We start from the raw sequence: 26,790 nt of genomic DNA, 5'->3' as shown, positions 1-26,790 counted from the left end.
CCTGTTCCGGAGGGCGCGGCGGCAAATCGGGGAGAGGCGCGCGGTGCAGACGGGATGGATATCGGCCTGCGCGCCAGACTCGCACCCGCAAAGCGAATTTCGCTGCCCGGTAATGGTATCCCGAGCAGCGTTCGCCCTACCGCCCCCGCTCCTTGCGCCAGGCTGCCAGCAGTTCCCGGTTCACCGGGTCGGTCATCGGGTAGAGGCCGCGGATGCTGTGGCCCGCCGCCACCCGTTCCTGCACGAAATCCTCGACCACCGTCTGCTCGAAACCCTCGGCCGCCACCGCATCGGCCAGGTGGGCAGGGATACAGACCACCCCCTCGCCATCACCCACCATGATGTCGCCGGGGTAGACCGGCACCTCGCCGCAGCCGATCGGCAGGTTGGTGTCCACGGCATGATGGCGGATGAGATTGGTCGGGGCGCTCGGCGCCGCGTGATAGGTCGGCCAGGGCATCACCGCCAAGTCCGGCGTGTCACGGAAGCCGCCGTCGGTGACCGCGCCGGCGACACCGCGGGCCATCAGCCGGGTCAGCAGGATGCCGCCGGCGCTGGCGGCCTTCGGGTCGCCACGGCTGTCGACGACGAAGACGCAGCCGGGCGGGCATTCCTCCACCCCCTTCCGCTGCGGATGGGCAGGGTCGAGGAAGGCGTCCAGCGTGTCCAGATCCTCCCGCGCCGGGATGTAGCGCAGGGTGAAGGCCGGGCCGACCATGCGCGGCGCGGCCGGGTTGATCAGCCGCGGCCCTTGCAGGAAGCAGTTCCGGAAGCCTCGCTTGAACAGCACGGTGGTCAAGGTCGCGGTGCTGACCGCGAGCAGCTTCTGGCGGGTGTCCTGGTTCATGGCGCTCTCCCCTGTGGCGCGCAGTGTGCCGGCTGGGCGGCACCGGTGTCGAGGCGTCCGAGGGAGTGAGCGGGGAAGTGCCGGACGCCGCCGGGCCTACGCCGGCGCGCCGCCTTCAGTGCTTTTCGTGGCCGACCTGCGTCGCCTTGTTCGACAACCAGACGGTGAAGGCGATGGCGATGGAGGAGACAAGAAAGATGACGTGGATGATCGATTGCCACATCAGCGTTTCCTGGGACTGGTTCGCCGCGTCGATGAAGGACTTCAGCAGGCTGATCGAGGAGATGCCGATCAGCGCCAGCGAGAGCTTGATCTTCATCGTGTTCTCTTTGGTGTGGCTCAGCCAGTCCGGCCGGTCCGAATGGCTTTCCAGCCCCAGCTTGGCGACGAAGGTCTCGTAGCCGCCGACGATCACCATGATCAGCAGGTTGGAGATCATCACCACGTCGATCAGCGCCAGCACCGTCAGTATGATGCGACTCTCATCCGCCGCATGGGTCAGCGACATCACCAGATGCCACAGCTCCTTGGCGAAGAGCACGACATAAACGCCCTGGGCGATGATGAGCCCGACATAGAGCGGCGCCTGCAGCCAGCGGCTGGCGAAGATAAGCCGGGCCAGGGTACGTTCTGTGGCGGGAGTCGGCGGCAGCGCCGCGCCGGGATGGACCTTGCTGTCGGTCGCGTGCACGCGTGACATCCTCGAGATTGCAGCTGCACCAAGTCGAATTCGCGTTGGCGGCGAACCTCTTTCGCGGCGACAGATATCGTTAAGTTCAGTTCAATTCATGGCTTGGAAAGCGGTCCAAAAGTCCTCACTCCATCAGTAGGCTCCCCGTTCATGAATGACGCGCAACGCAATTCTCCAAGCTACAGGCTTCCGTTCAAGGATACCGAGTTCCTCCTGCGCGACGAGATGCGGCCGCTGCGCTTCGCCCTGGAATACTCGAAGGCGGAGCTGGCGCTGCGCGACTGGGGCGTCCGCTCCACCGTGGTGGTGTTCGGCAGCGCCCGCATCCCGGCGCCGGAGCAGGCGGCGGCCGACCCGCTCGCCCGCTGGTACGCCACGGCGCGGCAGTTCGCCCGCATCGTCTCGGAGCGCGGCGGAGCGCTGGCGCCGCAGGGCAAGCTGCGCGACAACGTCATCGCCACCGGCGGCGGGCCGGGCATCATGGAGGCGGCTAACCGCGGCGCTGCCGATGCCGGCGCGCCCTCCATCGGCTTCAACATCTCCCTGCCGAGGGAACAGGGGCCGAATGCCTATTCGACCCCCGCGCTGACCTTCCGCTTCCACTACTTCGCCATGCGCAAGATGCACCTGGCGATGCGCGCCAATGCGCTGGCCGTCTTCCCCGGCGGCTTCGGTACGCTGGACGAGTTGTTCGAGATCCTGACCCTGCTGCAAACCCGGAAGGCCCCGCCGGTCGCGGTGGTGCTGTTCGGCCGCGACTACTGGCGCGAGGTGGTGAATTTCGAGGCGCTGGTCCGCCATGGCATGGTGGATGCGGCGGACCTTTCGCTGTTCGGCCTGGTGGACGAGCCGGAGGAAGGCTGGGACTGGCTGACCTCGCACGGGCTGAAGGCACATACCCCGGCGGCTGAAGCCGTCCGGTCCTGAGCCGGGCCCGTCTGCCGGGGGCGGGCCTATCCCGGCAGGCAGGCCGCGGCCAGCAGGGCGAAGGCCCGGGCGCGATGGCTGATGGCGTGCTTGGCCACCGGATCCATCTCGCCGAAGGTCTCGGTGGCACCTTCCGGCACGAACATCGGGTCGTAGCCGAAGCCCCGCGTTCCGCGCGGCGGATGCACCCAGGTCCCGTGCACCTTGCCCTCGAACCCCTCGGTGTGGCCGTCCGGCCAGGCAAGGACCAGGGCGCAGGTGAACCAGGCGGTGCGGTCCGCATGCGGCGCAGCCAGGGCGGCAACCTTCGCCATCGCCATGACGTAGTCGCGGCCGCCACCCGGCAGCTCCGCCCAATCGGCGGTGCGCACCCCCGGGTCGCCGCCGAGTGCCGCGACCGAGAAACCGCTGTCGTCGGCCAGCGCCGGCAGGCCGGTGCCGCGGGACGCGGCCAGCGCCTTGATCCGGGCGTTGCCGAGGAAACTGTTCTCGGTCTCCGCCGGCTCCGGCAGGCCGAGGGCGGCAACCGAGACGATCTCCATGCCGTAGGGCGTGACCAGCGCCGCCACCTCCCGGAGCTTGCCCTGATTGTGGCTGGCCAGCACCAGCCGGCCAGGGGCCAGCCGCCGGGGTGAGGCAGACGACGGCATCAGCCCAGCCCGCAGGCCGTGCGCTGGCGGCGTAACAGCTCCGCCGTGCCGTGGCGCGCCAACTTCAGCAGTGCCAGCAGCTCGGCCTCGGAGAAGGGCTCGCCCTCAGCGGTGCCCTGCACCTCCACGAGGCCGCCGTTTCCGGTCATGACGAAATTCGCATCGGTCTGCGCCTTGCTGTCCTCGGCATAGTCGAGGTCGAGCACCGGCACGCCCTGCCAGATGCCGCAGGACACCGCCGCCACATGGTCGCGCAGCGGCATGCTGGCCATGACGTTCATCTTCATGCAGTGGCGGAAGGCCAGGTGCAGCGCCACCCAGGCGCCGGTGATGCTGGCGCAGCGGGTGCCGCCATCGGCCGAGAGCACGTCGCAATCGAGGGTGATGGTCATCTCGCCCATCGCCTTCAGGTCAGTCACGGCGCGCAGGCTGCGGCCGATCAGCCGCTGGATCTCCTGGGTCCGGCCGGATTGCTTGCCGCGCGCCGCCTCGCGGTCACCGCGGGTGTGGGTGGCGCGGGGCAGCATGCCGTATTCGGCGGTGACCCAGCCCTGGCCCTGGCCGCGCAGGAAGGGCGGCACGCGGCCCTCCACGCTGGCGGTGCAGAGCACCTCGGTATCACCCATGCGGATGAGGCAGGACCCCTCAGCATGGCGGGAGACGCCGGGTTCGAGGGAGACGGTGCGCAGCAGATCGGGCGCGCGGCCGGAAGGGCGGTTCATCGGGCCGGGGTATCACGGCAGAGGGGGCGGAGCGAGAGTGGGGTGCTGCCCCCAGCCCCTGCCGGGGGAAGGCGCTGCCGATCCGCCGGCTACTGCTGCGCCATGAAATGCGCCAGCGCGGCGATCTCGGCATCCGTCACGCCGAACATCACCGCATTCATGTTGGTGTCGGTCCCGCGCCGCGTGCCGTCGCGGTACTCGGCCAGGGCATGGGCCAGGTAGTCCTCCCGCTGCCCGGTCAGCCGCGGCATCTGCGCCCGGCCGCGGAAATCGGCCAGATGGCAGGCGCCGCAGCGCAGCCGTTCGGCCAGCACCGCCCCGGCCTGGTAGCGGGCCGGGTCGCGCGGCGGGCGCTCCACATGGCCAGCGGGCAGCCCAGCGTAGAAGGCGGCCAGATCCTCCACCTCCTGGTCGGTCAGCCCTTGGGCGAGCTGGGTCATCGGCGGCACGTCGCGCAGCCCCTCGCGGAACAGGATGAGCTGAAGGGCGATGAACTCATCCGGATGCCCGGCAAGCGAGGGGATGTTCTCCATGGCGGAGACCCCCTGCGGGCCGTGGCAGCCGCCGCAGCCGCGCGCCTCCGCCAGCGCCGCGCCGCGTCCGGCATCCCCCGCCGCGGCTCCGGCCGAGGCCAGGGCGACGGCGGCGAGCAGCGCCGCCGCCGCCGGCAGCCGGTGCGCCATCCTCAATTTCCGTGGGTGATGCGGTAGATGGCGCCGTTCTGCTCGTCGCTGACCAGCAGCGATCCATCACCGCGGACCAGCACGTCCACCGGACGGCCGAGGAAGCGATTCTTGGCCTCGTCCCGCAGCCCGGTCATGAAGGGCTCGACACCGGTGACCGTGCCGTTCGCGTCCAGCCTGGCCACCACCACGTCGTAGCCCGAGAGTTGCTCCCGGTTCCAGGAGCCACGGCGGGCGATGAAGATCTGGTTGCGATACGCCTCGGGGAAGGCGGTGCCGGTGTAGAAGCGCATGCCGAGCGCTGCGGTATGCGGCCCGAGCAACGCCGCCGGCGCTGAGAACTCCGAACAGCTCGCCGGGCCGCGGCTGATCGCCGGGTCGCGCCAGTTGGCGGCGCAATAGGGGAAACCCTGGTCGGCGCCGCTTTGGCGGATGCGGTGCAGCGTGTCGTCCGGCGTGTCGTTGCCGGCCCAGTCGCGGCCGTTGTTGGTGGCCCAGAGCTCCCGCGTCGTCGGATGCCAGTCGAAGCCGACGCTGTTACGGATGCCCTTTGCCTCAATTCGCCGGCCGGAGTCGTCCGGGTTGAAGGAGACGATCAGCGCATGGGTGTCGCGGTTGAACTCGCAGATGTTGCAGGGCACGCCGATGTTCATATACAGGCGGCCATCCGGCCCGAAGGCGGCGAATTTCCAGCCGTGGTGCGTCTCGGTCGGCAGGCCGAAGGCGGCGGTCAGGTCGGTCGGCGTGCCGGGGGCGTCCAGCCTGCCCTCGATGCCGTCGAACCGCAGCACGCGGTTGATGGCGATGACGTAGAGGTTGCCGTCCCGCAGCGCGACGCCGTTGGGGTCCGTCAGCCGGGAGGCGATGGTGCGCACCCGGCGCTGGCCGCCCTCCTCGGAGATGGCATAGACCCGGCCGATGGTGCGGGTACCGACGAAGACCGTCCCGTTCGGGCTTTCCGTCATCATCCGCGCGCCGGGGGCGCCGCTGGCCCACAGTTCCACCTTGAAGCCGGCGGGCACGCGGAGCGCCGCGACCGGCACCTGCTCGGCCGCCGTCGCGGTCAGCTTCGGCGGGTGAGGCGCCAGCGGCGAGGCATTCGTGCTGCCCGAGCGGCTCTGCTGCCAGGCGGGCACCGGGGCCTGCTGGGCGAGGACGGGTAGGGCAAGGGTCGCGGCGAAGCCGAGGGCCAACAGGCGTCGGTGCATGGCTCTCCTCCCAGCCGGCGGCTGCGCGCCGGTTCTGCAAGGATGGTAGGAGGCTGGCGGAGCCGGGGGCAAGTCCGACGGCAACAGTCAGATATTCCACTCTCGTCACGGCCACGCCAGAGATATAAAGACATCCTTATGTCTCGTGGATATCCTCTGGCCACCGAACCCGGGGCGTGCTACGGCGCCGCCACGAGACGAAGGACAGAGCGATCATGGCCGTTGCCGCCGAATACCTGGTTAAGGATCTCTCCCTGGCCGATTGGGGCCGCAAGGAGATCGCCATGGCCGAGGACGAGATGCCCGGCCTGATGGCGGTGCGCCGGGAATACGGCCCGTCCCAGCCGCTGAAGGGCGCCCGGATCGCCGGCTGCCTGCACATGACCATCCAGACCGCGGTGCTGATCGAGACGCTGAAGGCCCTCGGCGCCGATGTCCGCTGGTCCTCCTGCAACATCTTCTCGACCCAGGACCACGCCGCCGCCGCCATCGCCGCCGCCGGCACGCCGGTCTTCGCGGTGAAGGGCGAGACGCTGCCGGAATACTGGGACTACGTGAAGAAGACCCTGGAATGGGGCGACGGCGGCGAGCCGAACATGATCCTAGACGATGGCGGCGACATGACGCTGCTGGTCCATTACGGGCTGCGCGCCGAGCAGGGCGACACCGGCTTCCTCGACAATCCGACGAATGAGGAGGAGGAGGTCTTCTTCGCCCTCATCAAGACCTGCCTGAAGCAGAAGCCGGGCTGGTTCGCGAAGCTGGCGAAGGCGATCCAGGGCGTCTCCGAGGAGACGACGACGGGCGTGCACCGGCTCTACATCATGGCGAAGGAAGGCAAGCTGCTGTTCCCCGCCATCAACGTGAACGACAGCGTCACCAAGTCGAAATTCGACAACCTCTACGGCTGCCGCGAATCGCTGGTGGACGGCATCCGCCGCGGCACCGATGTGATGATGGCGGGCAAGATCGCCATGGTCGCGGGCTTCGGCGATGTCGGCAAGGGCAGCGCCGCCAGCCTGCGCAACGCCGGCTGCCGCGTCATGGTCAGCGAGGTCGACCCGATCTGCGCGCTGCAGGCGGCGATGGAAGGCTATGAGGTGGTGACGATGGAGGATGCCGCGCCGCGCGCCGACATCTTCGTCACCGCCACGGGCAATGTGGACGTCATCACCATCGACCACATCCGGGCGATGAAGCACCGCGCCATCGTCTGCAACATCGGCCACTTCGACAGCGAGATCCAGGTCGCCGCGCTGAAGAACTACAAGTGGCACAATGTGAAGCCGCAGGTGGACGAGGTGGAGTTCCCCGACGGCAAGCGCATCATCCTGCTGTCCGAGGGACGTCTCGTGAACCTCGGCAACGCCACCGGCCACCCGAGCTTCGTGATGTCCGCCAGCTTCACCAACCAGACGCTGGCGCAGATCGAACTGTGGGCGAACCCCGGCAAGTACGAGAAGAAGGTCTATGTGCTGCCGAAGCATCTGGACGAGAAGGTGGCGGCGCTGCACCTGGCGAAGGTCGGCGCGAAGCTGACCAAGCTGACTGAGGCCCAGGCCACCTACATCGGCGTCGCCGAGGAAGGCCCCTTCAAGGCGGAACAGTACCGCTACTGATCAGGCAGGGGGGCCAGGCGCCCCCCTCGCCCACCGCGGCGTTTGCCGCCATGCTGCCGCCGCTCGAATCAAGAACTCCGAGGGGCACAGCCATGGCTGCCAGCTATACCAGTATCGGCGTCACCACCGCCGACGCCGTCACCATCATCGAGATCCAGCGGCCGCCGAATAACTTCTTCGACACGGTGCTGATCCGGGAAATCGCCACCGCCTTCGACGCCGCCGATGCCGACCCGGCAGTACGCGCCGTGGTGCTCGCCGCCCAGGGCAAGGCGTTCTGCGCCGGCGCCAATTTCGCCAATCGCCGCGAGGATGGCACGGAAGAAGGCAGCGTCCCCGTGGGCGGGCCGGTGCGGCACCTCTACAAGGAAGCGGTGCGGCTGTTCCGCACGAAGAAGCCCATCGTCGCCGCGGTGCAGGGCCCGGCCATCGGCGGCGGACTCGGCCTCGCCTGCGTCGCGGATTTCCGCGTCACCTGCGCCGAGGCGCGCTTCAGCGCCAATTTCACCCGGCTCGGCTTCCACCCCGGCTTCGGCCTGACCTGCACCCTGCCACGCCTGGTCGGCCAGCAGCAGGCGGCGCTGTTGTTCTACACCGGGCGGCGGATCGGCGGCGAGGAAGCGGTGCGCATCGGTCTCGCGGATCTGCTGGTGCCGGCCGAGGCACTGCGCGCGGCGGCAACCGCGCTCGCGGTCGAGATTGCCCAATCCTCCCCGCTCGGCGTGCAGGCGACGCGGGAGACGATGCGCCGCGGCCTCGCCGATGCGATCGAGCAGGCGACGGAGCGCGAGCTGGTGGAGCAGGACTGGCTGCGCAAGACCGAGGACTTCCGCGAGGGCATCAAGGCCACCGCGGAACGCCGGCTGGGGAATTTCCAGGGACGGTAGCGCCGGGCGGTCCGCCCGGAGCCGGCCACGTCATGCCATCCCGGCCTGCGCTGCGCAGGCCGGCGATAGAGCACGCCAGTCGGCCGGCTCGGCCTTCCAGGGAAAGCCCCCGGGCCGCCTCAGCGCTGCGCCGTCGCCACCGTGACGAAACCCGGCATCGAATCCTCGGCCACGCAGAAGCGCTGGGTCTGCTCCAGCCGGTGCTTGTCCAGTGATCCCACACCCGCCTGAAGCGTGGGTTCTGATCGGAAAGCTCGGCACGGAGCGCCTGCATCGTCTTGTAGGCGTCGGTCAGGATCTCCCGCAAATGGGGGCCTCACCGCGTGCCCGCGGCCAGCAGCCGCAGCAGCGGCGGCGGTCCATGCATGTATCTCCCCTGATGCGCCGTCTGACGCTTGCGGAGGACCCTGCCGGCCGCGCTTCCGAACTGCAGCGGCCAGCTGTGCCGATCGCGCTTTACTCAACGCGGCGCGGAAGCAACCGCGAGGAAATTCACCATGGAGTCCTCGGCGATGCGGAACCACTGGCTCTGCTCGACGCGGAATTTCTCCCAATGCTCATGGACCCTCTTGAAGCGCGCATTCTGCTCGCCGAGCTCGACATAGAGTTCCTGCGCGGCGCGATAGAGCGCCTGCAGCACCTCCCGTGGATAGGGGCGGAGCTGGGTGCCGGCGGCGATCAGGCGGCGCAGCGCCGGCGGGTTCAGCACGTCGTATTTCGCCGCCGTGGCGTGCCAAGCCTCGATGCAGGCGGTCTCCAGCATCGCTTGGTAGGTCTTCGGCAGTGCCTCCCAGGCACGCAGGTTGACCATGAGATCGGTGGAGGGCGCCACCTCCTGGAAGCCTGGGTAGTAGTAGTACCGGGCGACCCGGGCGAAGCCGAGCTTCTCATCATCGAAGGGGCCGATGTATTCGGCGGCGTCAATCACCCCACGCTCCAGCGCCGGGTAGATGTCGGAAGGCGCGATCTGCTGCGGCACGGTGCCGAGCTTTTGCATCACCGAACCGCCCAGCCCGGCAATGCGGAATTTCAGCCCTTTCAGATCCTCGGCGCTGCGGATCTCCTTGCGGAACCAGCCACCCATCTGGGCCCCGGTGCAGGCGGCGGGGATGGCGTGGACGTTCTGGTCACGGAACACGTCGCGCAGTTGGTCGCGGCCGCCGCCGTAGTGCAGCCAGGCGAACATGGCGCGGCTCGCCATGCCCATCGGCAGGGTGGTGGACAGCGCCAGGGTCGGGTCCTTGCCAAAGTAGAACAGGCCCGGGGTGAAGCCGCATTCGACCGAGCCCTGGGTGACCGCATCCAGGATCTGCAACGCCGGCACCACCTCGCCGGGGCCGGAGACGGTGATCTCGAAGGAGCCGTCCGACATCTCCCGCACCCGGCGGGCGACGATCTCGGCGGCGCTGTAGAGCGTCTCGATCGATTTCGGGAAGCTGTTCGGGCAGCGCCAGCGGATGCGTGTCTGGGCGCTGGCGAGATGCGGCGTCGCCAGCGCAGTCGCGCCGAGCGCCCCGCCGGCGACGAGGTTCCGTCGGTTCATCTATATCCTCCCAGCGCCTGTTGCCGGCGCCGGGCCAAGCCTGCGGAAAAGCCCCCAGGCACTGCAACGGAATTCAGTGCAACCGCCACCGCCCCAGCGCGGAGGCGATCGCGGCCAGCGCCGCCGCCAGGGCCGGCAACCCCAGCGCCTGCTGGCCGAGCCGCGCCTCCATGGCAGCGCCGAGCGCGGCACCACCGACCAGCGCTGCCCAGGCGGCGAACTGGCGCAGCCAGGCGGCATGCGGGCCGGCGCCGGCCAGCGCTGCGACCAGCGCCTCGGCAAAGCGGGTCAGCGCGCCGGTGACGAAGGTGATGCCGCCCACCCCCGGCAGCGCCAGGTTCAGCGCCCCCATCGCCGGAACCAGCGCATAGGCCGCGGGCGGCAGCCGCGGCCCCAGCCAGGGCAGTTTCCAGGCCAGACCCAATAGCACCGCCACCAGCCCCAGCACCGCCGCCCGCCATCGCCCCGCCAGCCGACCCAGCACCGCCCCGGCCACCGCCCCGGCGGTGAAAAGCCCGACCACCAGCGCCAGGGCCGCCGCCCGCCCGGCCGGTCCACCAATCAGGGCAAGGCCAAGCATCGTGCTGGTGCCGCTCATGAAGCTGACGAACAGCTCCTGCAGCCGGAGCCAGCCGATGCCATCGACATAGCCGGCGATCGCCACCAGCGGCACCGCCAGCCAAGGGCGCCATGCCGCCGCAGCAGCGGCCATCCTCACCTCTCCCGGCCCGCGTCGGCGTGGGACTTTTCATGCCACTGCAACGGTACTAGATGCGCGCAGCCGTCTGAGGAGCCAGTCATGAACCGTCGCCTGCTGTTCGGCGCCGCGGTCGCCGCCGCGCCTGTTGCGCTTGCCGCGCCCGCCGTGGCGCAGAGCAACCCGGAAATCCGCTGGCGCATCGCTTCCGCCTTTCCCCGCAACCTCGACGTGCTGTACGGCACCGGCGAGAAGATCACCCAGCGGGTCGCCCAGCTCACCGACAACCGCTTCCAGATCCGCTTCTTCGCCGCCGGCGAGATCGTTCCCGGCCTTGCCGTGCTGGATGCGGTGCAGAACGGCACCATTGAGGGCGGCCATACCCCAGTTTACTACTATACCGGCAAGGACCCTTCCTTCGCCTTCTTCACCGCCCTGCCCTTCGGGCTGAACGCCCGGCAGAACTTGGCCTGGCTGCAGTATGGCGGCGGCAACGAGCTGGCGGCGGAGCTGTTCAGGGACTACGGCATCCTCGGCTTTCCCGCCGGCGACACCGGCGCCCAGATGGGCGGCTGGTTCCGCAACGAGGTGAAGAGCCTCGACGATCTGAAGGGGCTGAAGTTCCGCGTCGCCGGGCTGGCCGGCGAGATCTTCCGCAAGCTCGGCGCGGTGCCGACCCAGATCGCCGCCAGCGACATCTACCCGGCGCTGGAGCGGGGCACGCTGGACGCCGTCGAATTCGTCGGCCCGCATGACGACGAGAAGCTCGGCTTCGTCCGCGTCGCCCGCAACTACTACGCCCCGGGCTTCTGGGAGGCCGGCGCGCACCTGCACCTGCTGATCAACCAGGCGGAGTTCGACAAGCTGCCCACCGCCTACAAGACGGCGCTGGAAGTGGCCGCGAGCGAGGCCAATAGCGACATGCTGGCGCGCTACGACCATCTGAACCCGCAGGCGCTGCGCCGGCTGGTCGCCGCCGGGGCCCAGCTCCGCTTCTGGCCGCGCGAGATCCTGCAGGCATCCTGGCGCGAGGCGCATGGGCTGTACGAGGAGATGGCCGGCAGGAACGAGCGCTTCAAGAAGATCTGGACCGCCTACCGCGCCTATCGGGACGAGGAATACCAGTGGTTCCGCGTCGCCGAGAGCAGCTTCGACAATTTCGCCTTCCCGGCGGCGGCGCAGCAGCGGTAGAGCGGATCTCGGAGGGGGAGCGCACCCCCTCCCGTCATGGCCGGGCTTGATCCGGCCATTCAACTTGTTGCTTTTGCGGTGCAGTCGGATGCATGGATCAAGCCCATGCATGAGGGTCTGCGGAGGCGCCCATCCCGGCAGCGGGTTCCTCGACCATCTGCCAGGACGCATGCCGCGCATCCCGGCAAGCCAATTCGCCTGACGCAACACAGAGCCGCGCAGCCGGGCGGTAGCGCCTACCCGGGCGGCGCAGTCGGCAGTATAGCCGGCCGCGCCGCATCGGAGCGCGTCCCTGCATGTCCTTCGCCGATCTGCTTTCCGCCCTCGCCATGGGGGTGCTGGAAGGGCTGACCGAATTCCTGCCGATCTCCTCGACCGGCCATCTGATCCTGCTCGGCGAGTTGATCGGGTTCGAAGGCCCGCCGGGGAAGGTGTTCGAGATCTCCATCCAGCTCGGCGCCATCCTTGCCGTGATCTGGTATTTCCGCGACACGCTGGTCGGCCTGCTGGCCGGGATGTGGCGGCCGGGCCGGCCGCGCTACTACGTGATCAACCTGATGCTGGCCTTCCTGCCGGCCATGCTGATCGGCCTGACCCTGCACCGGACGATCACCGAGGCGCTGTTCAACCCCTGGGTCGTCTCCGTCGCGCTGATCCTCGGCGGCGTCGCCATCATCCTGATCGAGCGCCTGCGGCGCGCGCCCGCCATCCATTCGGTGCCGGAGATCGGCCCGCTGGCGGCGCTGATCGTCGGCTTCGGCCAGGCGCTGGCGATGATCCCCGGCACCTCGCGCTCCGGCGCCACCATCATCACCGCCCTGCTGCTCGGCGTGGACCGGCGGACGGCGGCGGAATTCAGCTTTGTCCTGGCGATCCCGACCATGCTGGCGGCCAGCGCCTACAGCCTGCTGAAGGTACGGAATGAAATCTCCGTCGATGGGCTGGGGCAGATCGGCGTCGGCTTCGTCGCCGCCTTCGTGGTGGCGCTGCTGACGGTGCGCTGGGTGCTGGCGGTCATCGGCCGCATCGGCTTCACCCCCTTCGGCTGGTACCGCATCGGCCTCGGCACGCTGATGCTGGCCTTCCTGCTGCTGCGCTGACCGGGCGCGCCGAGCCGCATCGGCCTGTCATTGCGATGTAACCCGGCGGACCGCCGCGCCGCGCGATAATGCCCACGGCAACGATGGCAACAGGAGCGGAGCCATGACGGACTCACCCGGCGAATCCCTCGACCCCGAGGCGATGGAGGACCGCGGCAGCAGCAACCCGGCGCCAGGCGAGAGCATCGGCGGGCTGATCGCCGCCCGGCTCGGCCGCCGCGCCGCGCTGCTGGCCGGCGCCGCGGCGCTGCTGGCCACGCCGGCCGAGGCCCAGAAGCGCGCCCACAGCAGCGGCAACACCCCGGATGCCGGCCCTTCCAGCCTCACCTTCCCGGAGCTGCGCCACCAGATCGCGGAGGGCGATGCGGTGGCGGAAGGCCATGCCATCCAGACAGTGATCCGCTGGGGCGACCCGATCCTGGCCGAGGCCCCGGAGTTCGACCCGCAGCGCCAGACGCCGGAGGCCCAGGCCCGGCAGTTCGGCTACAATTGTGACTACCTCGACTTCTTCCCGCTGCCGCGCGGCAGCCGGGCCAGCGACCACGGGCTGCTGGTGGTGAACCATGAATACACCATCCCCGGCCTGATGTTCCCCGGCCTCGGCACCGGCAACCAGGCGCGGCGCCGGGTCTCCGAAGCCCAGGCGCGCGTCGAGATGGCGGCGCATGGCGGCAGCGTGGTGGAGGTGAAGCGCGAGGCCAGCGGCTGGGTCCATGTGCGGGACAGCCGCTACAACCGCCGCATCACCCTGGCGACGCCGATGCGCATCGCCGGCCCCGCCGCCGGCCATCCGCGGCTGCGGACCAGCGCCGACCCCGGCGGGACCCAGGTGCTCGGCATGCTGAACAATTGCGCCGGCGGCAATACGCCCTGGGGCACCGTGCTGACCGCCGAGGAGAACACGAATTTCTACTTCAGCGGCGAGGCGGCCGAGAGCGGCCCGCAGGCCGCGCATTACCGACGCTACGGCATCCAGAAACAGGGCGCCTACGCCTGGGCGCAGTACGAGCCGCGCTTCAACCTAGACCGCGAGCCGAATGAGCCGAACCGCTTCGGCTGGGTCGTCGAGTACGACCCCTACGACCCTGCCAGCGTGCCGGTGAAGCGCACCGCCCTCGGCCGCCTCAAGCATGAGGGCGCGACCCATGCCGTCAGCGCCGATGGCCGCGTCGCCTTCTATTCCGGCGACGACGAGCGGTTCGAGTACCTCTACAAATTCGTCACCGCCCGGCCCTGGAACCCGGCCGACCCCGCCGCGAACCGCGACCTGCTGGACGAGGGCACGCTGCATGTCGCGCGCTTCGAGGCGGATGGAAGGATGCGCTGGCTGCCGCTGGTGCATGGCGAGGGGCCGCTGACCGCGGCCAACGGCTTCGCCAGCCAGGCCGATGTGGTGATCGAGGCGCGGCGCGCCGCCGACCTGCTCGGCGCCACGCCGATGGACCGGCCGGAGGATGTGGAGACCAACCCGGTGAACGGGCGGGTCTATGTCATGCTCACCAACAACAACCGCCGCACCGCGGAACAGGTGAGCCCCGCCAACCCCCGCCCGCGCAACATCCACGGCCATGTGGTGGAGATCATCCCGCCCGGCGCCGGCACGGCCGCGGTGGATCACGCGGCGACCGAGGCGCGGTGGGAGGTCTTCCTCGCCGCCGGCAAGCCCGGCGTCGATCCCGGCACGCAGTACCATCGCGCCACCAGCGACCAGGGCTGGCTCTCCTGCCCCGATAATTGCACCTTCGACAGCCGCGGCCGGATCTGGATCTCGACCGATGGCGCTGATGACGCGGCCGGCATCGCCGACGGGCTCTACGCCGCCGACACCGCCGGGCCGGGGCGGGCGCTGAGCCGCTGCTTCTACCAGGCGCCGATCGGCGCCGAGGTCTGCGGCCCGACCTTCACCCCGGACGACACCACCCTCTTCCTCGCCATCCAGCACCCGGGCGAGAGCTCCGGCAGCCATTTCGACGCGCCTTCCACCCGCTGGCCGGATTTCGTGGAGGGGATGCCGCCGCGGCCCTCGGTCATAGCCATCACCCGGATCGGCGGCGGCAAGGTCGGATGACGCCAGGGCGGATGCCGCCCGCCGGTTGAGCCGGCGCGGCGAACCCGGCGTCGTGCCAGGGCGTTCCGTTCCATCATCAGGAAAGGGATCGCCATGGCCACCAGGACCCAACGCCGCGACCACGCCAAGGCCGACGCCAAGGTGGAGGAGGCTGTGCAGCAGACCTTTCCGGCCAGCGATCCGCCCGGCAACACCAGCGACCAGGGCAACCGCGCCGTGCCGGCCGAGCAGATGATGCAGTCGTCCGGGGAGCGCCCGGCGCCGCAGGGCGACAGCGCCACCCTGGATCTGCGCTTTCCGGACTCCGAGGCGGCCAAGCTGGCGCTGGAAGCCGCGGTGCGGGAGGGGCCGATAGACCGCCGCTGCGCCACCATCGACCTCGACGACGACCGGGTGACGATGCGGCTGGAAGTGCCGAAGGCCGACGCCGGGCGGCTGGACGCGCTGCTGCGCAAGCATGGGGCGACGGATAGCTGAAGCGCGGGGCTCGTCGCGGGACGAGCCCGCTGGCGGGGCGCCGAAGAAGGCCGGTTATCCCTCCCCGTCAAGCGGGACTTGAGCCGCGCATCCGGTCTGCCGTGAGAACAATGGATTGAACGGCCGGGTCAAGCCCGGCCGTGACGGCCTCAGCCTGCACGGCGCTCTGCGACAGGCCTGCGCATCAGGGCGCGGCCGCCTCGGCCCAGCCGATGATCTGCCGTGCCGGCATGGCGCCGGCCTGCCGCGCCACCTCCCGCCCGCCGGCGAACAGCGCCAGGGTCGGGATGCTGCGGATCTGCAATTCCCCGGCGAGGTTCGGGGCATCCTCGGTCGAGACCTTCAACAGCCGCATCCGGGGCTCCAGCCGCGTCGCCGCGACCTCGAATTCCGGGGCCATGCTGCGGCAGGGGCCGCACCAGGAGGCCCAGAAATCCACCAGCAGCGGCACTCCGCTGTGCTGCAGATGGCGGCGGAACTGCGCCTCGGAGACAGCGACCGGCCTGCCGCCGAACAGCGGGGTCTTGCAGTTGCCGCAGCGCGGCGCCTGGCCGAGCCGCGCCGCGGGCATGCGGTTGATCGTGTCGCAATGCGGGCAGACGAGTTGGACGGACTCGCTCATGGTGGGGTCCCGGTGCCGGTAGGGTTGCGCTTGCCCTGAACCTCGTACCACCGGGCCGGTTCGCCGGGTGCCCCGCGGCTGGACCGCCGCGCTGCCTGCCGGGATACTGGCCGGCGCAACGACATATCTTCGGGGGAAACGCCATCATGACCACCCGCGCCCTGGCCGAATTCGTCGCCGGCCTGCGCTTCGAGGACCTGCCGCCCGAGGTGGTGGCGATGGCCTGCGATGTGGTGCTGGATGCGGTGGGCTGCGCCGTCTCCGCCTGGGTGGAGGACCCGTCCAAGGCCGCCGTCGCCCGCGGCATCGCCGCGCTCTACCCGGCGGCCGGCCCTGGTGCCGCGGTGATCGGTGCCGGCCTCTCGGCCCAGCCCGCCTTCGCCGCCCTGGCGAACGGCATCCTGGTGAACGCCGCCGACAACGACGACACCCACAAGGTGGCGCTGCTGCATGTCGGCTCGGTGGTGGTGCCGGCGGCGCTGGCGATGGCGGAGGCGCGCGGGCTTTCGGGCCGCGACCTCATCCTCAGTGTCGTCGCCGGCTATGAGGTCGCGGCGCGGGTCGGCATGTCGGTGATGCCGACGCATTACCGCTTCTGGCACTCCACCGCGACCAACGGCACCTTCGGCGCCGCCGCCACTGCGGCAAAGGCGATGGGGCTGGACGCGGATGGCGTGCAGCGCGCGCTCGGCCTCGCCGGCACCCAGGCGGCCGGGCTGAACACCTTCTTTGAATCCGGCGACATGACGAAGAGCCTGCATCCGGGCAAGGCAGCGCTGAACGGCGTGCTCTCGGCGCAGCTCGCCGATCTCGGCTGCACCAGCCCGCCCGGTATCCTGGAACATCCGAAGGGCTATCTCGCTGCCTTTTCCCTGGCGCCGAAGCCGGAGGCGCTGACCGCCGGCCTCGGCACGCATTGGGAAATCCTGAGCAACGGCTTCAAGTATTTCCCCTCCATCCTGGCCAGCCATTCGCCCATCCAGGCGACCCTGGAGCTGGTCCGCAAGCACCGCCCGGACCCGGCGCGCATCGTTGCCATCACCAATGAGACCTACACCACGGTGACCACGCATTTCTCCGCCAAGGCGGCGGAGACGGTGATGGCGGCGCGGGTCTCGGTGCCCTACTGCATCGCCGTCGCCGCGGTGGATGGCGTGCTGGGCCAGGCGCAATTCGCCCCGGCGCGGCTGCACGACCCGCTGGTGCGCCAGGTACTGGCGCGCACCGAATGCGTGGCGGCGCCGGACCTCGACCCTCTCTACCCGCGCAACTTCCCCGCCCGGGTGACCATCCGCATGGCGGATGGCACGCACTTCACCGAGACGGTGCTGCTGCCGAAGGGCGACCCCGGCAATCCGATGACACCGGCCGAGGTGGCGGAGAAATTCCACGCCAATTGCGCCGGCATGCTGCCTCGGGAGCGGGCCGAAGCGCTGCTCGGCGCAATCCGCGGCCTCGCCGGGGCGGGCGAGGTGGGGGGGCTCGCCACCCTGCTGCGCGGCGCGGGATAGCAGCCACCGAGCCTGACCCGGCCACTCAGGCGCTTATTCCTGCTCTGGAAGCTGCGCGGGTCAGGCCCGGGCATGGCGAAGGCGCGGCCCGTTTTCCTTCGGCACCATGCCAGGCGTTCTGCCGCGGCAGGGCATGACGGCCGCATCGCAACCCAGACATGCGTTGCGCATTTGGTCGCCACCGCTTGCCCAATCATGCATCATCGTTAGTGTTCGGCGCATGACCGGAACCGTCCCAATGGCGCAGCAGCTCGATGCCGGCATGCGGCGCAACCTTTTCCTCCTCGCCTGCTGCCAGGCCATCGGCCAGGCGGGGAACACGATGATGTTCTCGGCCACCGCCCTGTCAGTCGTGACCTTCTACTCGAACCGTGACCTGGCGACCTTGCCGATCACCCTGCAGCACCTCGGGGTGATGCTCGCGGTGTTCCCGGCAGGGCTGATGATGCAGCGGTGGGGGCGGCGCTTCGGGTTCCGGGTCGGCTCGGTGTTCGGGATGCTGGGCGGCACCACGGTCAGCATCGGCCTCTACAACGCCAGCTTCCCGCTGATGTGCCTCGGCGGGCTCATCCTCGGCTATGCGGTGGCCAGTCTGCAGATGTACCGCTTCGCTGCGGTGGAGCTGGTGCCCTCCTCCCACCGCGCCAAGGCGATCTCCTGGGTCACGGCCGGCGGCGTGGTCGCCGGCATCATCGGGCCGGCCCTCGCCCGCTGGACGCATGACCAATGGATGCCGCTGTACCTGGCGACCTATGCCAGCATGATCGGCCTGCACGTCATCGTCTTCACCATCATGTCCTTCATCCGCTTCCCGCCGGTGCCGGACAGCGGCGGCACCACCTCCACCCAAGGCGCCCCGCTGCCGCCGCCGCGCCCGCTGCGCGAGATCGCCGCCCAGCCACGCTTCATCGTCGCCGTCATCTCCGCCATGATGGCCTTCGGCACCATGTCCTTCCTGATGAGCGCCTCGCCCCTGGCGATCGTCGGTTGCGGCCTGCCGCACACCGAGGCGCATTGGGTGATCTTCCTGCATGTGATGGGGATGTTCGTCCCCTCCTTCTTCACCGGCAATCTGATCATCCGCTACGGCGTGACGAACATCATGTTCCTTGGCATCGTCATGCTGCTGGCCGGCGTCGCGGCCGGGCTGGCGGGGATGACGGAGTGGCATTTCCGCATCGCCCTCACTCTGAACGGCGTCGGCTGGAATTTCCTGTTCGTCGGCGCGACCACGATGGTGACCACCTGCTACCGCCCGAACGAGCGCGGCAAGGCGCAGGCGCTGAACGACTTCCTGGTCTTCGGCACCACGGCGACTGCCAGCTTCCTGGCCGGCTTCCTGCAGGAACGAATGGGCTGGGTGCCGCTGAACTGGTTCTCCATCGTGCTGCTGGTCATTGCGGTGGGTGCCATCGGCTGGCTGCGGCTGCAGCGCCAGCCGGCGACCGCCACCGCCTAGGGCGGCAGCATCCGGGCAGACGGGGGACGCCATGACCGCACATGACCACGGCAAATGGGGCTGCGCCTGCTGGGGCGCGGAGGATGAGCTGGGGGCGGCCAACCTGCTCACCCCGGCGAAGCGGCTGGCGGCGCTGAAGAGCATCGAGACCGGCAAGGTCTACGACCTCTCCCACGTCTTCGGCACCGATGCGCCCTACATGGCGCCGAACCAGACGCCCTTCCTGATGATGATGTGGTCGAGCTGGCGGGATTCGATCCGCCGTCGGCGAAAGCATGGCATGACCAACGACGCCGGCAGCAATGTCGAGCGGATCGAGATGACCGCGCATGTCGGCACCCACATCGACGCGCTTGGCCATGTCTCGAAGGGCGACAGGCTCTACAACGGCTTCGACGCGGCGGAGACGCTGACGGAGTGGGGCCTCTCGCGGCTCGGGATCGAGCGGACCCCGCCGATGATCACCCGCGGCGTGCTGCTGGATGTCGCCGGGCTCGACGGTGGGCCGCATCTGGCGCCGGGCCGGGTGGTGACGCCGGAGGAGCTGGCCCGCGCCGCCGAGGCCGCTGGTGTGACGATCGAGCCAGGCGATTTCGCGCTGATCCGCACCGGCTGGGGGCGCTACTTCGGCACCGACAACGCGCGCTACCTGGCCGGCTCGCCGGGCATCGACGTGCCGGCGGCGCAGTGGCTGACGGCGCAGGGCGTGACCGCCATCGGCGCCGACAACATGGCGCTGGAGGTGCTGCCCAACCCCGACCCGGCCAAAGCCCTGCCGGTGCACCAGCACTGTCTGGCCGAGGCCGGCGTCCACATCATCGAGAATCTGATGCTGGAGGAGCTGGCGGCGGACAAGGTCGCGCGCTTCTGCCTCATCGTGCTGCCGCCCAAGATGCGCGGGGCGACAGGCGCGCCGGTGCGGCCGGTAGCGATCGTTTGATCCCCGCAGAACCGCTGCGCAGTTTTGCAAGGGGTCCCGGAGGCCCTCATGATCGGCGCTTCGGCGTCACCTTCCGTGGCACAGCGACGGAAGGGCACCAGGATGTGGTGGGGTCTTACAGGCGCTTGCGTACCTCGGCTTGAACCGCCCCGCCACGCGCCGGCTCCGCCGCCGGCCGCAGCGCCAGCAGGGCGGCGGTGGCGGCCAGCGAGCAGCCCGCGGTGACGCTCAGCGCGATGCCGACCCCGGCGCGTTCCAGCAGCAGGCCGAACAGGAAGGGCGCCGTCGCCTGCAGCAGCCGCGCCGGAGCGGAGAGCAGCCCCTGCCGCGCGCCGTAGCCGGCCGGGCCGAAGACCGCCAGCGGCAGGGTGCCCTTGGCGATGGTCAGCACGCCATTGCCCATGCCGTGCAGCACCGCGAAGGCCGCCGCCGCCGGGCCGCCCGCCAGGGCCAGCACCGCCACGCCGAGCGGATGGCCGAGCGTCGCCAGCCGGGTCGAGACCAGCGGGTGGAAGCGCCGCAGCAGGCCGAATTCCGCCAGCCGCGCCGCCACCTGCGCCGGGCCGACCAGCGCCGCCGCGGCGATGGCGGCCGCCGGGGTGGCGCCCGCCGCCTGCAGCAGCACCGGCATATGCGCCGCCATCGCCCCGGTGACGAACCAGGTCATGGCGAAGATGAAGGCCAGCAGCGGCATGGCGAAGCGCGGCGGCGGCAGGCCCTCGGCGATGGCGGCGGCCTCCCGCTCGGGCGGCGGCGCCGGCGGCACCAGCAGCCGGTTCACCGGCAGGCCGACCAGCAGGTGCAGCCCGGCCCAGGCCAGGCAGGCGCCGCGCCAGCCGAAGGCATCCTCCATCAGGGCGGAGAGCGGCCAGCCGACGGTGCTGGCGAAGCCGGCGATCAGCGTGATGCCGGTGATCGGCCCGCGCGCCGCCCGGCCATACAGCCCCGCCAAGGTGGCGAAGGCGGCATCGTAGAGTCCCATCGCCATGCCGAGGCCGAGCACGATCCAGCCACCCGCCATCACCGCCGGCCCCGGCGCCACCGCCAGCATGACCAGCCCGGCGGCGAGCACCAGATTGGACAGGGCGAGCACCCCGCGCCCGCCGCGCGCATCGATGGCGCGCCCGACCACCGGCCCCAGCAGGGCCGAGAGCACCAGCGCCGCCGAGAAGGCGCCGAACACCCAGCTCGGGGAGAGGCCGAATTCCCGGGCCATCGGCACCGCGAGGATGGCCGGCAGGTAGTAGGAGGAGGCCCAGGCCAGGGTCTGGGTCGTGCCGAGCGCGACGACGACCCGGGTCGTGCCCGGCGTTGCGGCGGTGCCGCTCATCGCCGCGCCCGGCCGCTGGCCATGCCTGCGTGGGCGTTGCCTTCGCCTCGCCGCGGCGGAGCATGACGGGTGGCGTCCATCCGCGAAGCCTATGCAGTGCCGCTCCTTTTCGGCAAGCCCGGCAGCACGGTTCGTTCTTGGAATATCCACGGGGGCTGGAATTTGAAGCCTCGGTGGAAGGGGAATAGCCTTGCCGCGGCCAACGGAAGCACGCCGCCGCAGCCGGGCGGATGGGTGCCCTGACGCGTTCGGTGCCGCGCGCAACGCCGTGGGAAGGGCAGTTCAAACATCAACCAAAGGGATGAAGCGCAATGGATGTCGGCATGATGATGATCTTCTCCAGCTATGGCTGGGAAGGTTGCAGCGATGGTCAGGTGTGGGAGGAGGAACTCCGCCTGGCCCGCATCGCCGCCGATTCCGGCTTCGACTGCCTGTGGTCGGCCGAGCACCACTTCAACGACTACTCCTTCGTCCCCGACAATCTGGCGCTGATGACGCATCTGGCGGCGCAGCATCCGAACATCGATGTCGGCACCGCGGCCGTCATCCTGCCCTGGCACGACCCGCTGCGCGTCGCCGAGAATGCCGCGGTGCTCGACCTGCTGAGCAAGGGCCGGCTCCGCCTCGGCTTCGGGCGCGGCCTGGCGCGGCGCGAGTTCGCGGCCTTCCGCCTCAGCATGGATGAATCGCGCGAACGCTTCGACGAGGCGGCGCCGATGATCATCAAGGCGCTCGAGACCGGCTTCATCGAAGGCGACGGCAAGCACTACAAGCAGCCGCGCGTTGAGATCCGGCCGCGGCCGCAGCGCTCCTTCGACGGCCGCATCTACGCCGTGGCCTCCTCCGAGGATTCAGTGAACTCCGCGGCCAAGCTCGGCGCCCATATGGTGATGTTCGCCGACCGGCCGTGGGAGATGCGGCTGCCGGTGATCGAGCGTGGGCGGGAGCTGCACCGCCAGTACCACGGCACCGACAAGCCGCAGCCGCTGGTCATGCTGACCGAGTTCTGCGTCTGCGGCACCAACCTTGCCGAGGCCGAGGAGGAGGCGCGGAAGTACCAGGGCAAATTCGTCGAGAGCAATTTCTACCACTACGAGTTCCTCGGCGAGCACTTCAGGACCGTGAAGGGCTATGACTCTTACCAGCAGAAGGCCGAGATCGCCCGCCAGTCCGGCTTCGAGGGCGCGGTGAAGGGCTTCATGCAGGCGGCGAGCTGGGGCACGCCGGACAAGATCCTGCGTGGTCTCGAGGAGCGCCGCCGGCTGCTCGGCGAGTTCGAGCTGAACATCTCCTTCCGCTTCGGCGGCACGCCCTTTGAGGTGTCCGAGCGCGGCCTGAAGCTCTTCGCCAAGGAAGTGCTGCCGGTGCTGAAGAGCTGGGGCCCGACCAAGGCCGCCAAGGCCGCGGAATAGCCACGCGGTTGGCGGGGGGGAAAAAGGGACGGCATCCTCCCCCGCCCGGACTGTTCCGGCCGGATGACCGGCCGGCGCATCGGACGTCATCGGCGCGGATCAGCCCGGCGAAGCCGGCGCTCTGACCGTCTGGCCCTGGCCGAGATCTTCCACCATGTCTTCCTGCGCCGCGACAACATCGTGCTCCCGCCCGGCCTCAGCGCCGCTGACCTGTGGGCCGGGCTTCCTTCAGACCGATCGAGATCATCCCGATGACGGAGGAACGCTTTGGCGTGAAGTTCCGCACCAAGGAACTCGCTGCCTTCGACACTGTCGGCGGCCTGGCGCGGCTGGCGGGCGAGAAGCGTCCCCTCCGGGCTGATCCTCAGGCCGCGCCGGGCACTGCCGTCGCGGCGGCACGGCGGATGAAACCGCCGCCCAGCACCCGATCCCCGTCATAAAGCACGCAGGCTTGGCCGGGGGCGGCGATGGCCGGCACCGCCGGCACCACCCGCAGCAGCCCGGCCGCCGCATCCCATTCCACCATCGCGGGCTGCGGCACCTCGCGCGCCCGCAGCTTCACCTGGCAGCGCAACGGGCCGCGGGGCGGGTGGGCCAGCCAGTTCATCTCGCCCACCAGTACCTCGGCCTGCGGCAGCGCCGCCCGCGGGCCAACCACCACCCGCCGCCGCCCGGCATCCAGCGCCGCCACATACAGCGGCTGGTCGCCATCCCGCGACGCCATGCCTAGGCCGCGCCCCTGGCCGACGGTGTAGCGGGCAATGCCGGCATGCCGCCCCAGCACCCGCCCGTCGAGGTGGATGATCTCGCCGGCTTCCGCCGCATCCGGCCGGTGCCGCGCCACCACGTCATGGTAATGCCCGGCGGGGACGAAGCAGATGTCCTGGCTGTCCGGCTTCTCGGCCACCGCGAGGCCAAGCCGCGCCGCCACCGCCCGCACCGCCGCCTTGTCCGGGTAGTCGCCCAGCGGGAAGCGGCTGAAGGCAAGCTGCGCCGGGGTGGTCGCGGCGAGGAAATAGCTCTGGTCACGCGCCGGATCGGCGGCGCGGTGCAGCTCCGGCCCGTCCGCGCCCTCGACGCGGCGGGCGTAGTGGCCGGTGGCCAGCGCCTCGGCACCCAGGTCGCGGGCCAGTGCCACCAGATCCTGGAACTTCACCGTCTGGTTGCAGCGGATGCAGGGGATCGGCGTCTCCCCACGGGCGTAGCTGTCCGCGAAGTCGCGCACCACCGCGTCCTGGAAGCGGGCCTCACGGTCCAGCACGTAATGCGGGATGTCGAGGGTGTCGGCGACGCGGCGGGCGTCGTGGATGTCCTGGCCGGCGCAGCAGGCGCCCTTCTTCGCCGTGGCGGCGCCATGGTCGTAGAGCTGCAAGGTGGCGCCGATGACCTCATGGCCCTGCTCGCGCAGCAGGCCGGCGACGACGCTGCTGTCCACGCCGCCGGACATGGCAACGAGAATCCTCATGGCTGCGCCAGGAGGGAGGCCACAAGGATACGCATCAGAGCCCGTCCAGCCCCTGCTGCCAGAACCGCGCCTCCAGCCGCGCCGCTTCGCTGAAGGTCGGGCTCAGCATGCCGAAGCGGGCGTGGCCGCCGTGACTTTCGCCCAGTGCGTCGATCCGCATCGCCGCGGCCTTGGCCATGGCTTGGTAGCCAGGGTCGGCATAGGTGTCGATCCAGCTCTGGTAGGGGTTGCCCTCCACCCGCCGGTTCGGGTCGGCCAGGATGCGCAGCGCCACCTCGCCATAGCCCACGGTGCAGGGCGCCAGCGCCACCTCGAGATCGAGGATGTCGCCGGCGAGGCCCCGGTCGATGACGTAGCGGGTGTAGCTGACCGTCTCGGCGGATTCCGGCGTGCCGCGCACCTCGGCCTCGGAGATGCCCCACTCGGCGCAGTAGCGCAGATGCATCAGCGTCTCAGAGAGGATGGCGGAGATCGCCGCGGTCTTGTCACGCATCGCCTCGATGCTCTCGGCCTTGAAGACCGCAAGCGCCTTGGCGCGGGCAAAATGGATCAGGAACAGGTAGTCCTGGATCAGGTAGCGGCGGAAGGCTTCCAGCGGCAGGGTGCCGTCCGACAGCCCCTGGACGAAGGGGTGCCAGGTATAGGCCACCCAGTCCCGGGCACAGCCGTCGCGCAGCCGGCGGTACAGCCCGCCCTCGGCGCCGAAGCCCTGGTCCCAGGCCGGTGCGACCGGCGCGGTCATCCCCCGGCGTTCCGCGTGCCGGCGGGCAGCTTCACCACCAGCCCGTCCAGCGCTTCCGTCATGATGAGCTGGCAGCCGAGACGGGAGGTTTCCTGCAGGTCGAAGGCGAGGTCGAGCATGTCTTCCTCATCCTCGGTCGGCTCGACCAGCCTGCCGAACCATTCCGGGTCCACGATCACATGGCAGGTTGAGCAGGCGAGCGACCCCTCGCAGGCGCCCTCGATGTCGACGCCGTGCTTGTGCGCGATCTCCAGCACCGAAAGGCCGAGCGGCGCATCGACTTCCCGCCGGCTGCCATCCGTCTCAATGAAGGTCATCCTGGGCATGCTGTCCGCGCGCTCCATCCAGCCCGAAACCCCGACGGGCCGCTCTGCCCGAAGGGCGTTGGTTCAATTTCCAGCCGAGGCGTGGCGCCAGCCGGCGGCAAGCGCTGCCGCGGCTTGGTCCACATCGGCAGGCGAGGTAAAGCGACCAATGCCGATCCGCAAGGTGGCGCGTGCCTCGGCCTCCGGAATCCCGAGCGCCCGCAGCACATAGGAGGGCTCGACCGCCGCCGAGGAACAGGCCGAGCCGGTGGAGACGCAGACCTCCGGCGCCGCCGCCATGATCGCCTGGGCATCCACCGGCCCCGGAAAGGTCAGGTTGAGGTTGCCGCTGACGCGCCGTTCGGCATCTCCGTTCAGCCGCACCTCCGGCACCTCGGCCCTGAGCGCGGCAAGGAAGCGGTCGCGCTGGCCGGCGATGCGGCCGGTGTCCAGCAACCCTTCGATGGCGGCGATCCGCGCCGCCTCGCCGAGGCCGACGATGAGCGGCGCCGGCAGGGTGCCGGAGCGGAAGCCGCGTTCCTGCCCACCGCCGGAGAACAGCGGCGCCAGCCGCACCCGCGGCCGGCGCCGGACATAGAGCGCGCCGATGCCCTTCGGGCCGTAGATCTTGTGCCCGGAGATGGAAAGCAGGTCGGCCCGGATCGCCTCCACATCCAGCGGGATACGGCCGCAGCCCTGGGCCGCGTCGGTGTGGAAGATCGCTCCCGCATCCTTGGCCAGGGCGCCGATCGCGGCGAGGTCCTGGACCACGCCGATCTCGTTGTTCACCGCCATGACGCTGACCAGCAAGGTGCGGTCGTCCACCGCCTCTCGCAGCGCATCCATGTCGGCGAGCCCGTCCGGGCGCACCGGCAGCACCATCGGCTCGAAGCCTTCGGCCGCCAGGTCGCGGACGCTTTCGAGGACGCATTTATGCTCGGTCGCCAGGGTGACGATGCACCGGCGCTCGCTGCCCTGGGCGGCGGCGAAACGGGCGGCGCCCTTGATGGCGAGGTTGTTGCTCTCGGTGGCGCCGGACGTCAGCACGATCTCCCGCGCCTCGGCGCCGATCAGCACGGCGATCTCGGCCCGCGCCGCCTCCACCGCCGCCTCGGCCTCGCGGCCCATGGCATGCTCGACGCTGTGCGGGTTGGCGAAATTCTCCTCCCACCAGGGGCGCATGGCCGCCAGCACGCGCGGGTCGACCGGCGTGGTGGCGTGGTTGTCGAGATAGATCGGGCGGTTCGGGCGCATCACTCCGAGTTTGGCCCTTCCAGCGGCGGTTTTCGAGGGCGCGTGGCGCGCGGCGCCCGCAGGGCTGGTTCGGTCATTGGTCATGGAGGTGTTGGGCGAGCGAGGGCCGTTCCGGAGTAAATGTGACGGTAGAGCCGATCCATAGATCAGGGGCGGAGCCCCACAAGCGCCGGCCTTAAAGGAAATTCTTCAAAGGCAAACGGCTGAACTGGGGACGCTGTCCCCGAACCCCTGCTGAGGGGACAAGCGTTCCCCCCAGGCCCCAGCCTGAGTTCGGATACACGCCGTTCGGATGGGCCGGTAGTGGTGGAGCCAGAGAGAAGCCCTCTCATGCTCGCCTTCATTCCGGGCCTCTCAGAGTGTGGCACCCAATCGGCGCGGCTTGCCGGGCCCATGCTTCTGGTGGCGGCGCGGCGATTGGAGCCGCGATATCCGCACCC

25 protein-coding genes are annotated in these 26,790 nt (G+C 70.0%); 11 read left to right on the top strand and 14 right to left on the bottom strand.

Annotated elements, in window-relative coordinates:
* Positions 1-136: 136 nt before the first annotated feature.
* Positions 137-847, bottom strand: a complete 711-nt coding sequence (locus H7965_RS03140) for a ribonuclease activity regulator RraA (RefSeq protein ID WP_186769065.1) — start codon at positions 845-847, stop codon at positions 137-139.
* Positions 848-962: 115 nt separating this feature from the next.
* Positions 963-1,538 carry a TIGR00645 family protein gene (locus H7965_RS03135; RefSeq protein ID WP_229682409.1) on the bottom strand — a complete coding sequence of 192 codons (576 nt, stop codon included), beginning with the start codon at positions 1,536-1,538 and terminating at the stop codon, positions 963-965.
* A gap of 150 nt (positions 1,539-1,688) precedes the next feature.
* Here H7965_RS03135 and H7965_RS03130 point away from each other — a divergent pair, with 150 nt between their 5' ends.
* Entirely contained in the window at positions 1,689-2,465 is a 777-nt protein-coding gene (locus H7965_RS03130; protein ID WP_186769063.1) for an LOG family protein, read from the top strand.
* 26 nt (positions 2,466-2,491) lie between these two features.
* On the opposite strand, the gene H7965_RS03125 is transcribed toward H7965_RS03130, so the two are convergent.
* The 4 genes from H7965_RS03125 to H7965_RS03110 all read right to left on the bottom strand — a co-directional run bounded on the left by H7965_RS03125 (position 2,492) and on the right by H7965_RS03110 (position 5,728).
* On the bottom strand, positions 2,492-3,115 hold the full coding sequence (locus tag H7965_RS03125) for a non-canonical purine NTP pyrophosphatase (protein WP_186769062.1): 624 nt from the start codon (positions 3,113-3,115) through the stop codon (positions 2,492-2,494).
* Entirely contained in the window at positions 3,115-3,837 is a 723-nt protein-coding gene (gene rph / locus H7965_RS03120; RefSeq protein ID WP_186769061.1) for a ribonuclease PH, read from the bottom strand. The genes H7965_RS03125 and rph overlap by 1 nt, the downstream gene beginning before the upstream one ends.
* Positions 3,838-3,926: 89 nt before the next feature.
* Entirely contained in the window at positions 3,927-4,520 is a 594-nt protein-coding gene (locus tag H7965_RS03115; RefSeq protein WP_186769060.1) for a c-type cytochrome, read from the bottom strand.
* Positions 4,521-4,522: 2 nt separating this feature from the next.
* Positions 4,523-5,728, bottom strand: coding sequence for a PQQ-dependent sugar dehydrogenase (locus tag H7965_RS03110; RefSeq protein WP_186769059.1), 1,206 nt, complete (start codon positions 5,726-5,728; stop codon positions 4,523-4,525).
* 215 nt (positions 5,729-5,943) lie between these two features.
* Between H7965_RS03110 and ahcY the strand changes: the two genes are divergently transcribed.
* Both ahcY and H7965_RS03100 read left to right on the top strand, forming a co-directional pair.
* Positions 5,944-7,347 (top strand): adenosylhomocysteinase, encoded by a 1,404-nt coding sequence (gene ahcY, locus H7965_RS03105; RefSeq protein WP_186769058.1) that lies wholly within the window; start codon positions 5,944-5,946, stop codon positions 7,345-7,347.
* A gap of 92 nt (positions 7,348-7,439) precedes the next feature.
* Positions 7,440-8,234: an enoyl-CoA hydratase/isomerase family protein gene (locus H7965_RS03100; protein ID WP_186769057.1), complete on the top strand. Its 795-nt coding sequence runs from the start codon at positions 7,440-7,442 to the stop codon at positions 8,232-8,234.
* 460 nt (positions 8,235-8,694) lie between these two features.
* On the opposite strand, the gene H7965_RS03095 is transcribed toward H7965_RS03100, so the two are convergent.
* Positions 8,695-9,777: a TRAP transporter substrate-binding protein gene (locus tag H7965_RS03095; RefSeq protein WP_186769056.1), complete on the bottom strand. Its 1,083-nt coding sequence runs from the start codon at positions 9,775-9,777 to the stop codon at positions 8,695-8,697.
* 73 nt (positions 9,778-9,850) lie between these two features.
* Complete coding sequence (locus tag H7965_RS03090; RefSeq protein WP_186769055.1) at positions 9,851-10,489, bottom strand: DUF1275 family protein; 639 nt, start codon at positions 10,487-10,489, stop codon at positions 9,851-9,853.
* A gap of 87 nt (positions 10,490-10,576) precedes the next feature.
* Here H7965_RS03090 and H7965_RS03085 point away from each other — a divergent pair, with 87 nt between their 5' ends.
* From H7965_RS03085 to H7965_RS03070, 4 genes are all read left to right on the top strand, one after another.
* Positions 10,577-11,665 carry a TRAP transporter substrate-binding protein gene (locus H7965_RS03085; RefSeq protein ID WP_186769054.1) on the top strand — a complete coding sequence of 363 codons (1,089 nt, stop codon included), beginning with the start codon at positions 10,577-10,579 and terminating at the stop codon, positions 11,663-11,665.
* Positions 11,666-11,961: 296 nt separating this feature from the next.
* Positions 11,962-12,765: an undecaprenyl-diphosphate phosphatase gene (locus tag H7965_RS03080; RefSeq protein WP_186769053.1), complete on the top strand. Its 804-nt coding sequence runs from the start codon at positions 11,962-11,964 to the stop codon at positions 12,763-12,765.
* Positions 12,766-12,868: 103 nt separating this feature from the next.
* Positions 12,869-14,833 (top strand): PhoX family protein, encoded by a 1,965-nt coding sequence (locus tag H7965_RS03075; protein WP_186769052.1) that lies wholly within the window; start codon positions 12,869-12,871, stop codon positions 14,831-14,833.
* Between the two features lie 93 nt (positions 14,834-14,926).
* Entirely contained in the window at positions 14,927-15,310 is a 384-nt protein-coding gene (locus H7965_RS03070) for a hypothetical protein (protein WP_186769051.1), read from the top strand.
* A 184-nt stretch (positions 15,311-15,494) separates the two neighbouring features.
* On the opposite strand, the gene trxC is transcribed toward H7965_RS03070, so the two are convergent.
* Complete coding sequence (gene trxC, locus H7965_RS03065) at positions 15,495-15,932, bottom strand: thioredoxin TrxC (RefSeq protein ID WP_186769050.1); 438 nt, start codon at positions 15,930-15,932, stop codon at positions 15,495-15,497.
* 146 nt (positions 15,933-16,078) lie between these two features.
* Here trxC and H7965_RS03060 point away from each other — a divergent pair, with 146 nt between their 5' ends.
* The 3 genes from H7965_RS03060 to H7965_RS03050 all read left to right on the top strand — a co-directional run bounded on the left by H7965_RS03060 (position 16,079) and on the right by H7965_RS03050 (position 19,842).
* A complete protein-coding gene (locus H7965_RS03060; protein ID WP_186769049.1) occupies positions 16,079-17,443 on the top strand; it encodes an MmgE/PrpD family protein in 1,365 nt (454 codons plus the stop codon).
* A gap of 220 nt (positions 17,444-17,663) precedes the next feature.
* Positions 17,664-18,902 carry an MFS transporter gene (locus H7965_RS03055; RefSeq protein WP_186769048.1) on the top strand — a complete coding sequence of 413 codons (1,239 nt, stop codon included), beginning with the start codon at positions 17,664-17,666 and terminating at the stop codon, positions 18,900-18,902.
* 31 nt (positions 18,903-18,933) lie between these two features.
* On the top strand, positions 18,934-19,842 hold the full coding sequence (locus tag H7965_RS03050) for a cyclase family protein (RefSeq protein WP_186769047.1): 909 nt from the start codon (positions 18,934-18,936) through the stop codon (positions 19,840-19,842).
* A 115-nt stretch (positions 19,843-19,957) separates the two neighbouring features.
* Here the strand turns inward: H7965_RS03050 and H7965_RS03045 are convergent, their stop codons facing one another.
* The gene (locus tag H7965_RS03045) at positions 19,958-21,172 is read right to left on the bottom strand and encodes an MFS transporter (protein ID WP_186769046.1); all 1,215 of its coding nucleotides are present in this window, start codon (positions 21,170-21,172) and stop codon (positions 19,958-19,960) included.
* A gap of 311 nt (positions 21,173-21,483) precedes the next feature.
* Here H7965_RS03045 and H7965_RS03040 point away from each other — a divergent pair, with 311 nt between their 5' ends.
* On the top strand, positions 21,484-22,584 hold the full coding sequence (locus H7965_RS03040) for an LLM class flavin-dependent oxidoreductase (RefSeq protein ID WP_186769045.1): 1,101 nt from the start codon (positions 21,484-21,486) through the stop codon (positions 22,582-22,584).
* A 364-nt stretch (positions 22,585-22,948) separates the two neighbouring features.
* On the opposite strand, the gene mnmA is transcribed toward H7965_RS03040, so the two are convergent.
* The 4 genes from mnmA to H7965_RS03020 all read right to left on the bottom strand — a co-directional run bounded on the left by mnmA (position 22,949) and on the right by H7965_RS03020 (position 26,350).
* Positions 22,949-24,049: a tRNA 2-thiouridine(34) synthase MnmA gene (mnmA, locus tag H7965_RS03035; protein ID WP_186769044.1), complete on the bottom strand. Its 1,101-nt coding sequence runs from the start codon at positions 24,047-24,049 to the stop codon at positions 22,949-22,951.
* Between the two features lie 34 nt (positions 24,050-24,083).
* A complete protein-coding gene (locus tag H7965_RS03030) occupies positions 24,084-24,791 on the bottom strand; it encodes a TenA family protein (RefSeq protein ID WP_186769043.1) in 708 nt (235 codons plus the stop codon).
* Positions 24,788-25,117 carry a ferredoxin family 2Fe-2S iron-sulfur cluster binding protein gene (locus H7965_RS03025; RefSeq protein ID WP_186769042.1) on the bottom strand — a complete coding sequence of 110 codons (330 nt, stop codon included), beginning with the start codon at positions 25,115-25,117 and terminating at the stop codon, positions 24,788-24,790. Before H7965_RS03025 ends, H7965_RS03030 begins: the two co-directional genes overlap by 4 nt.
* A gap of 63 nt (positions 25,118-25,180) precedes the next feature.
* Entirely contained in the window at positions 25,181-26,350 is a 1,170-nt protein-coding gene (locus H7965_RS03020) for a cysteine desulfurase family protein (protein WP_222440438.1), read from the bottom strand.
* Positions 26,351-26,790: the final 440 nt, after the last annotated feature.

Origin of the sequence: Siccirubricoccus deserti, assembly GCF_014283215.1 — a bacterium.
Taxonomy (GTDB): Bacteria; Pseudomonadota; Alphaproteobacteria; order Acetobacterales; family Acetobacteraceae; genus Siccirubricoccus; species Siccirubricoccus deserti.
Note: the sequence above shows the minus strand (reverse complement) of the source record. Positions and strands in the feature narration are given on the sequence as shown.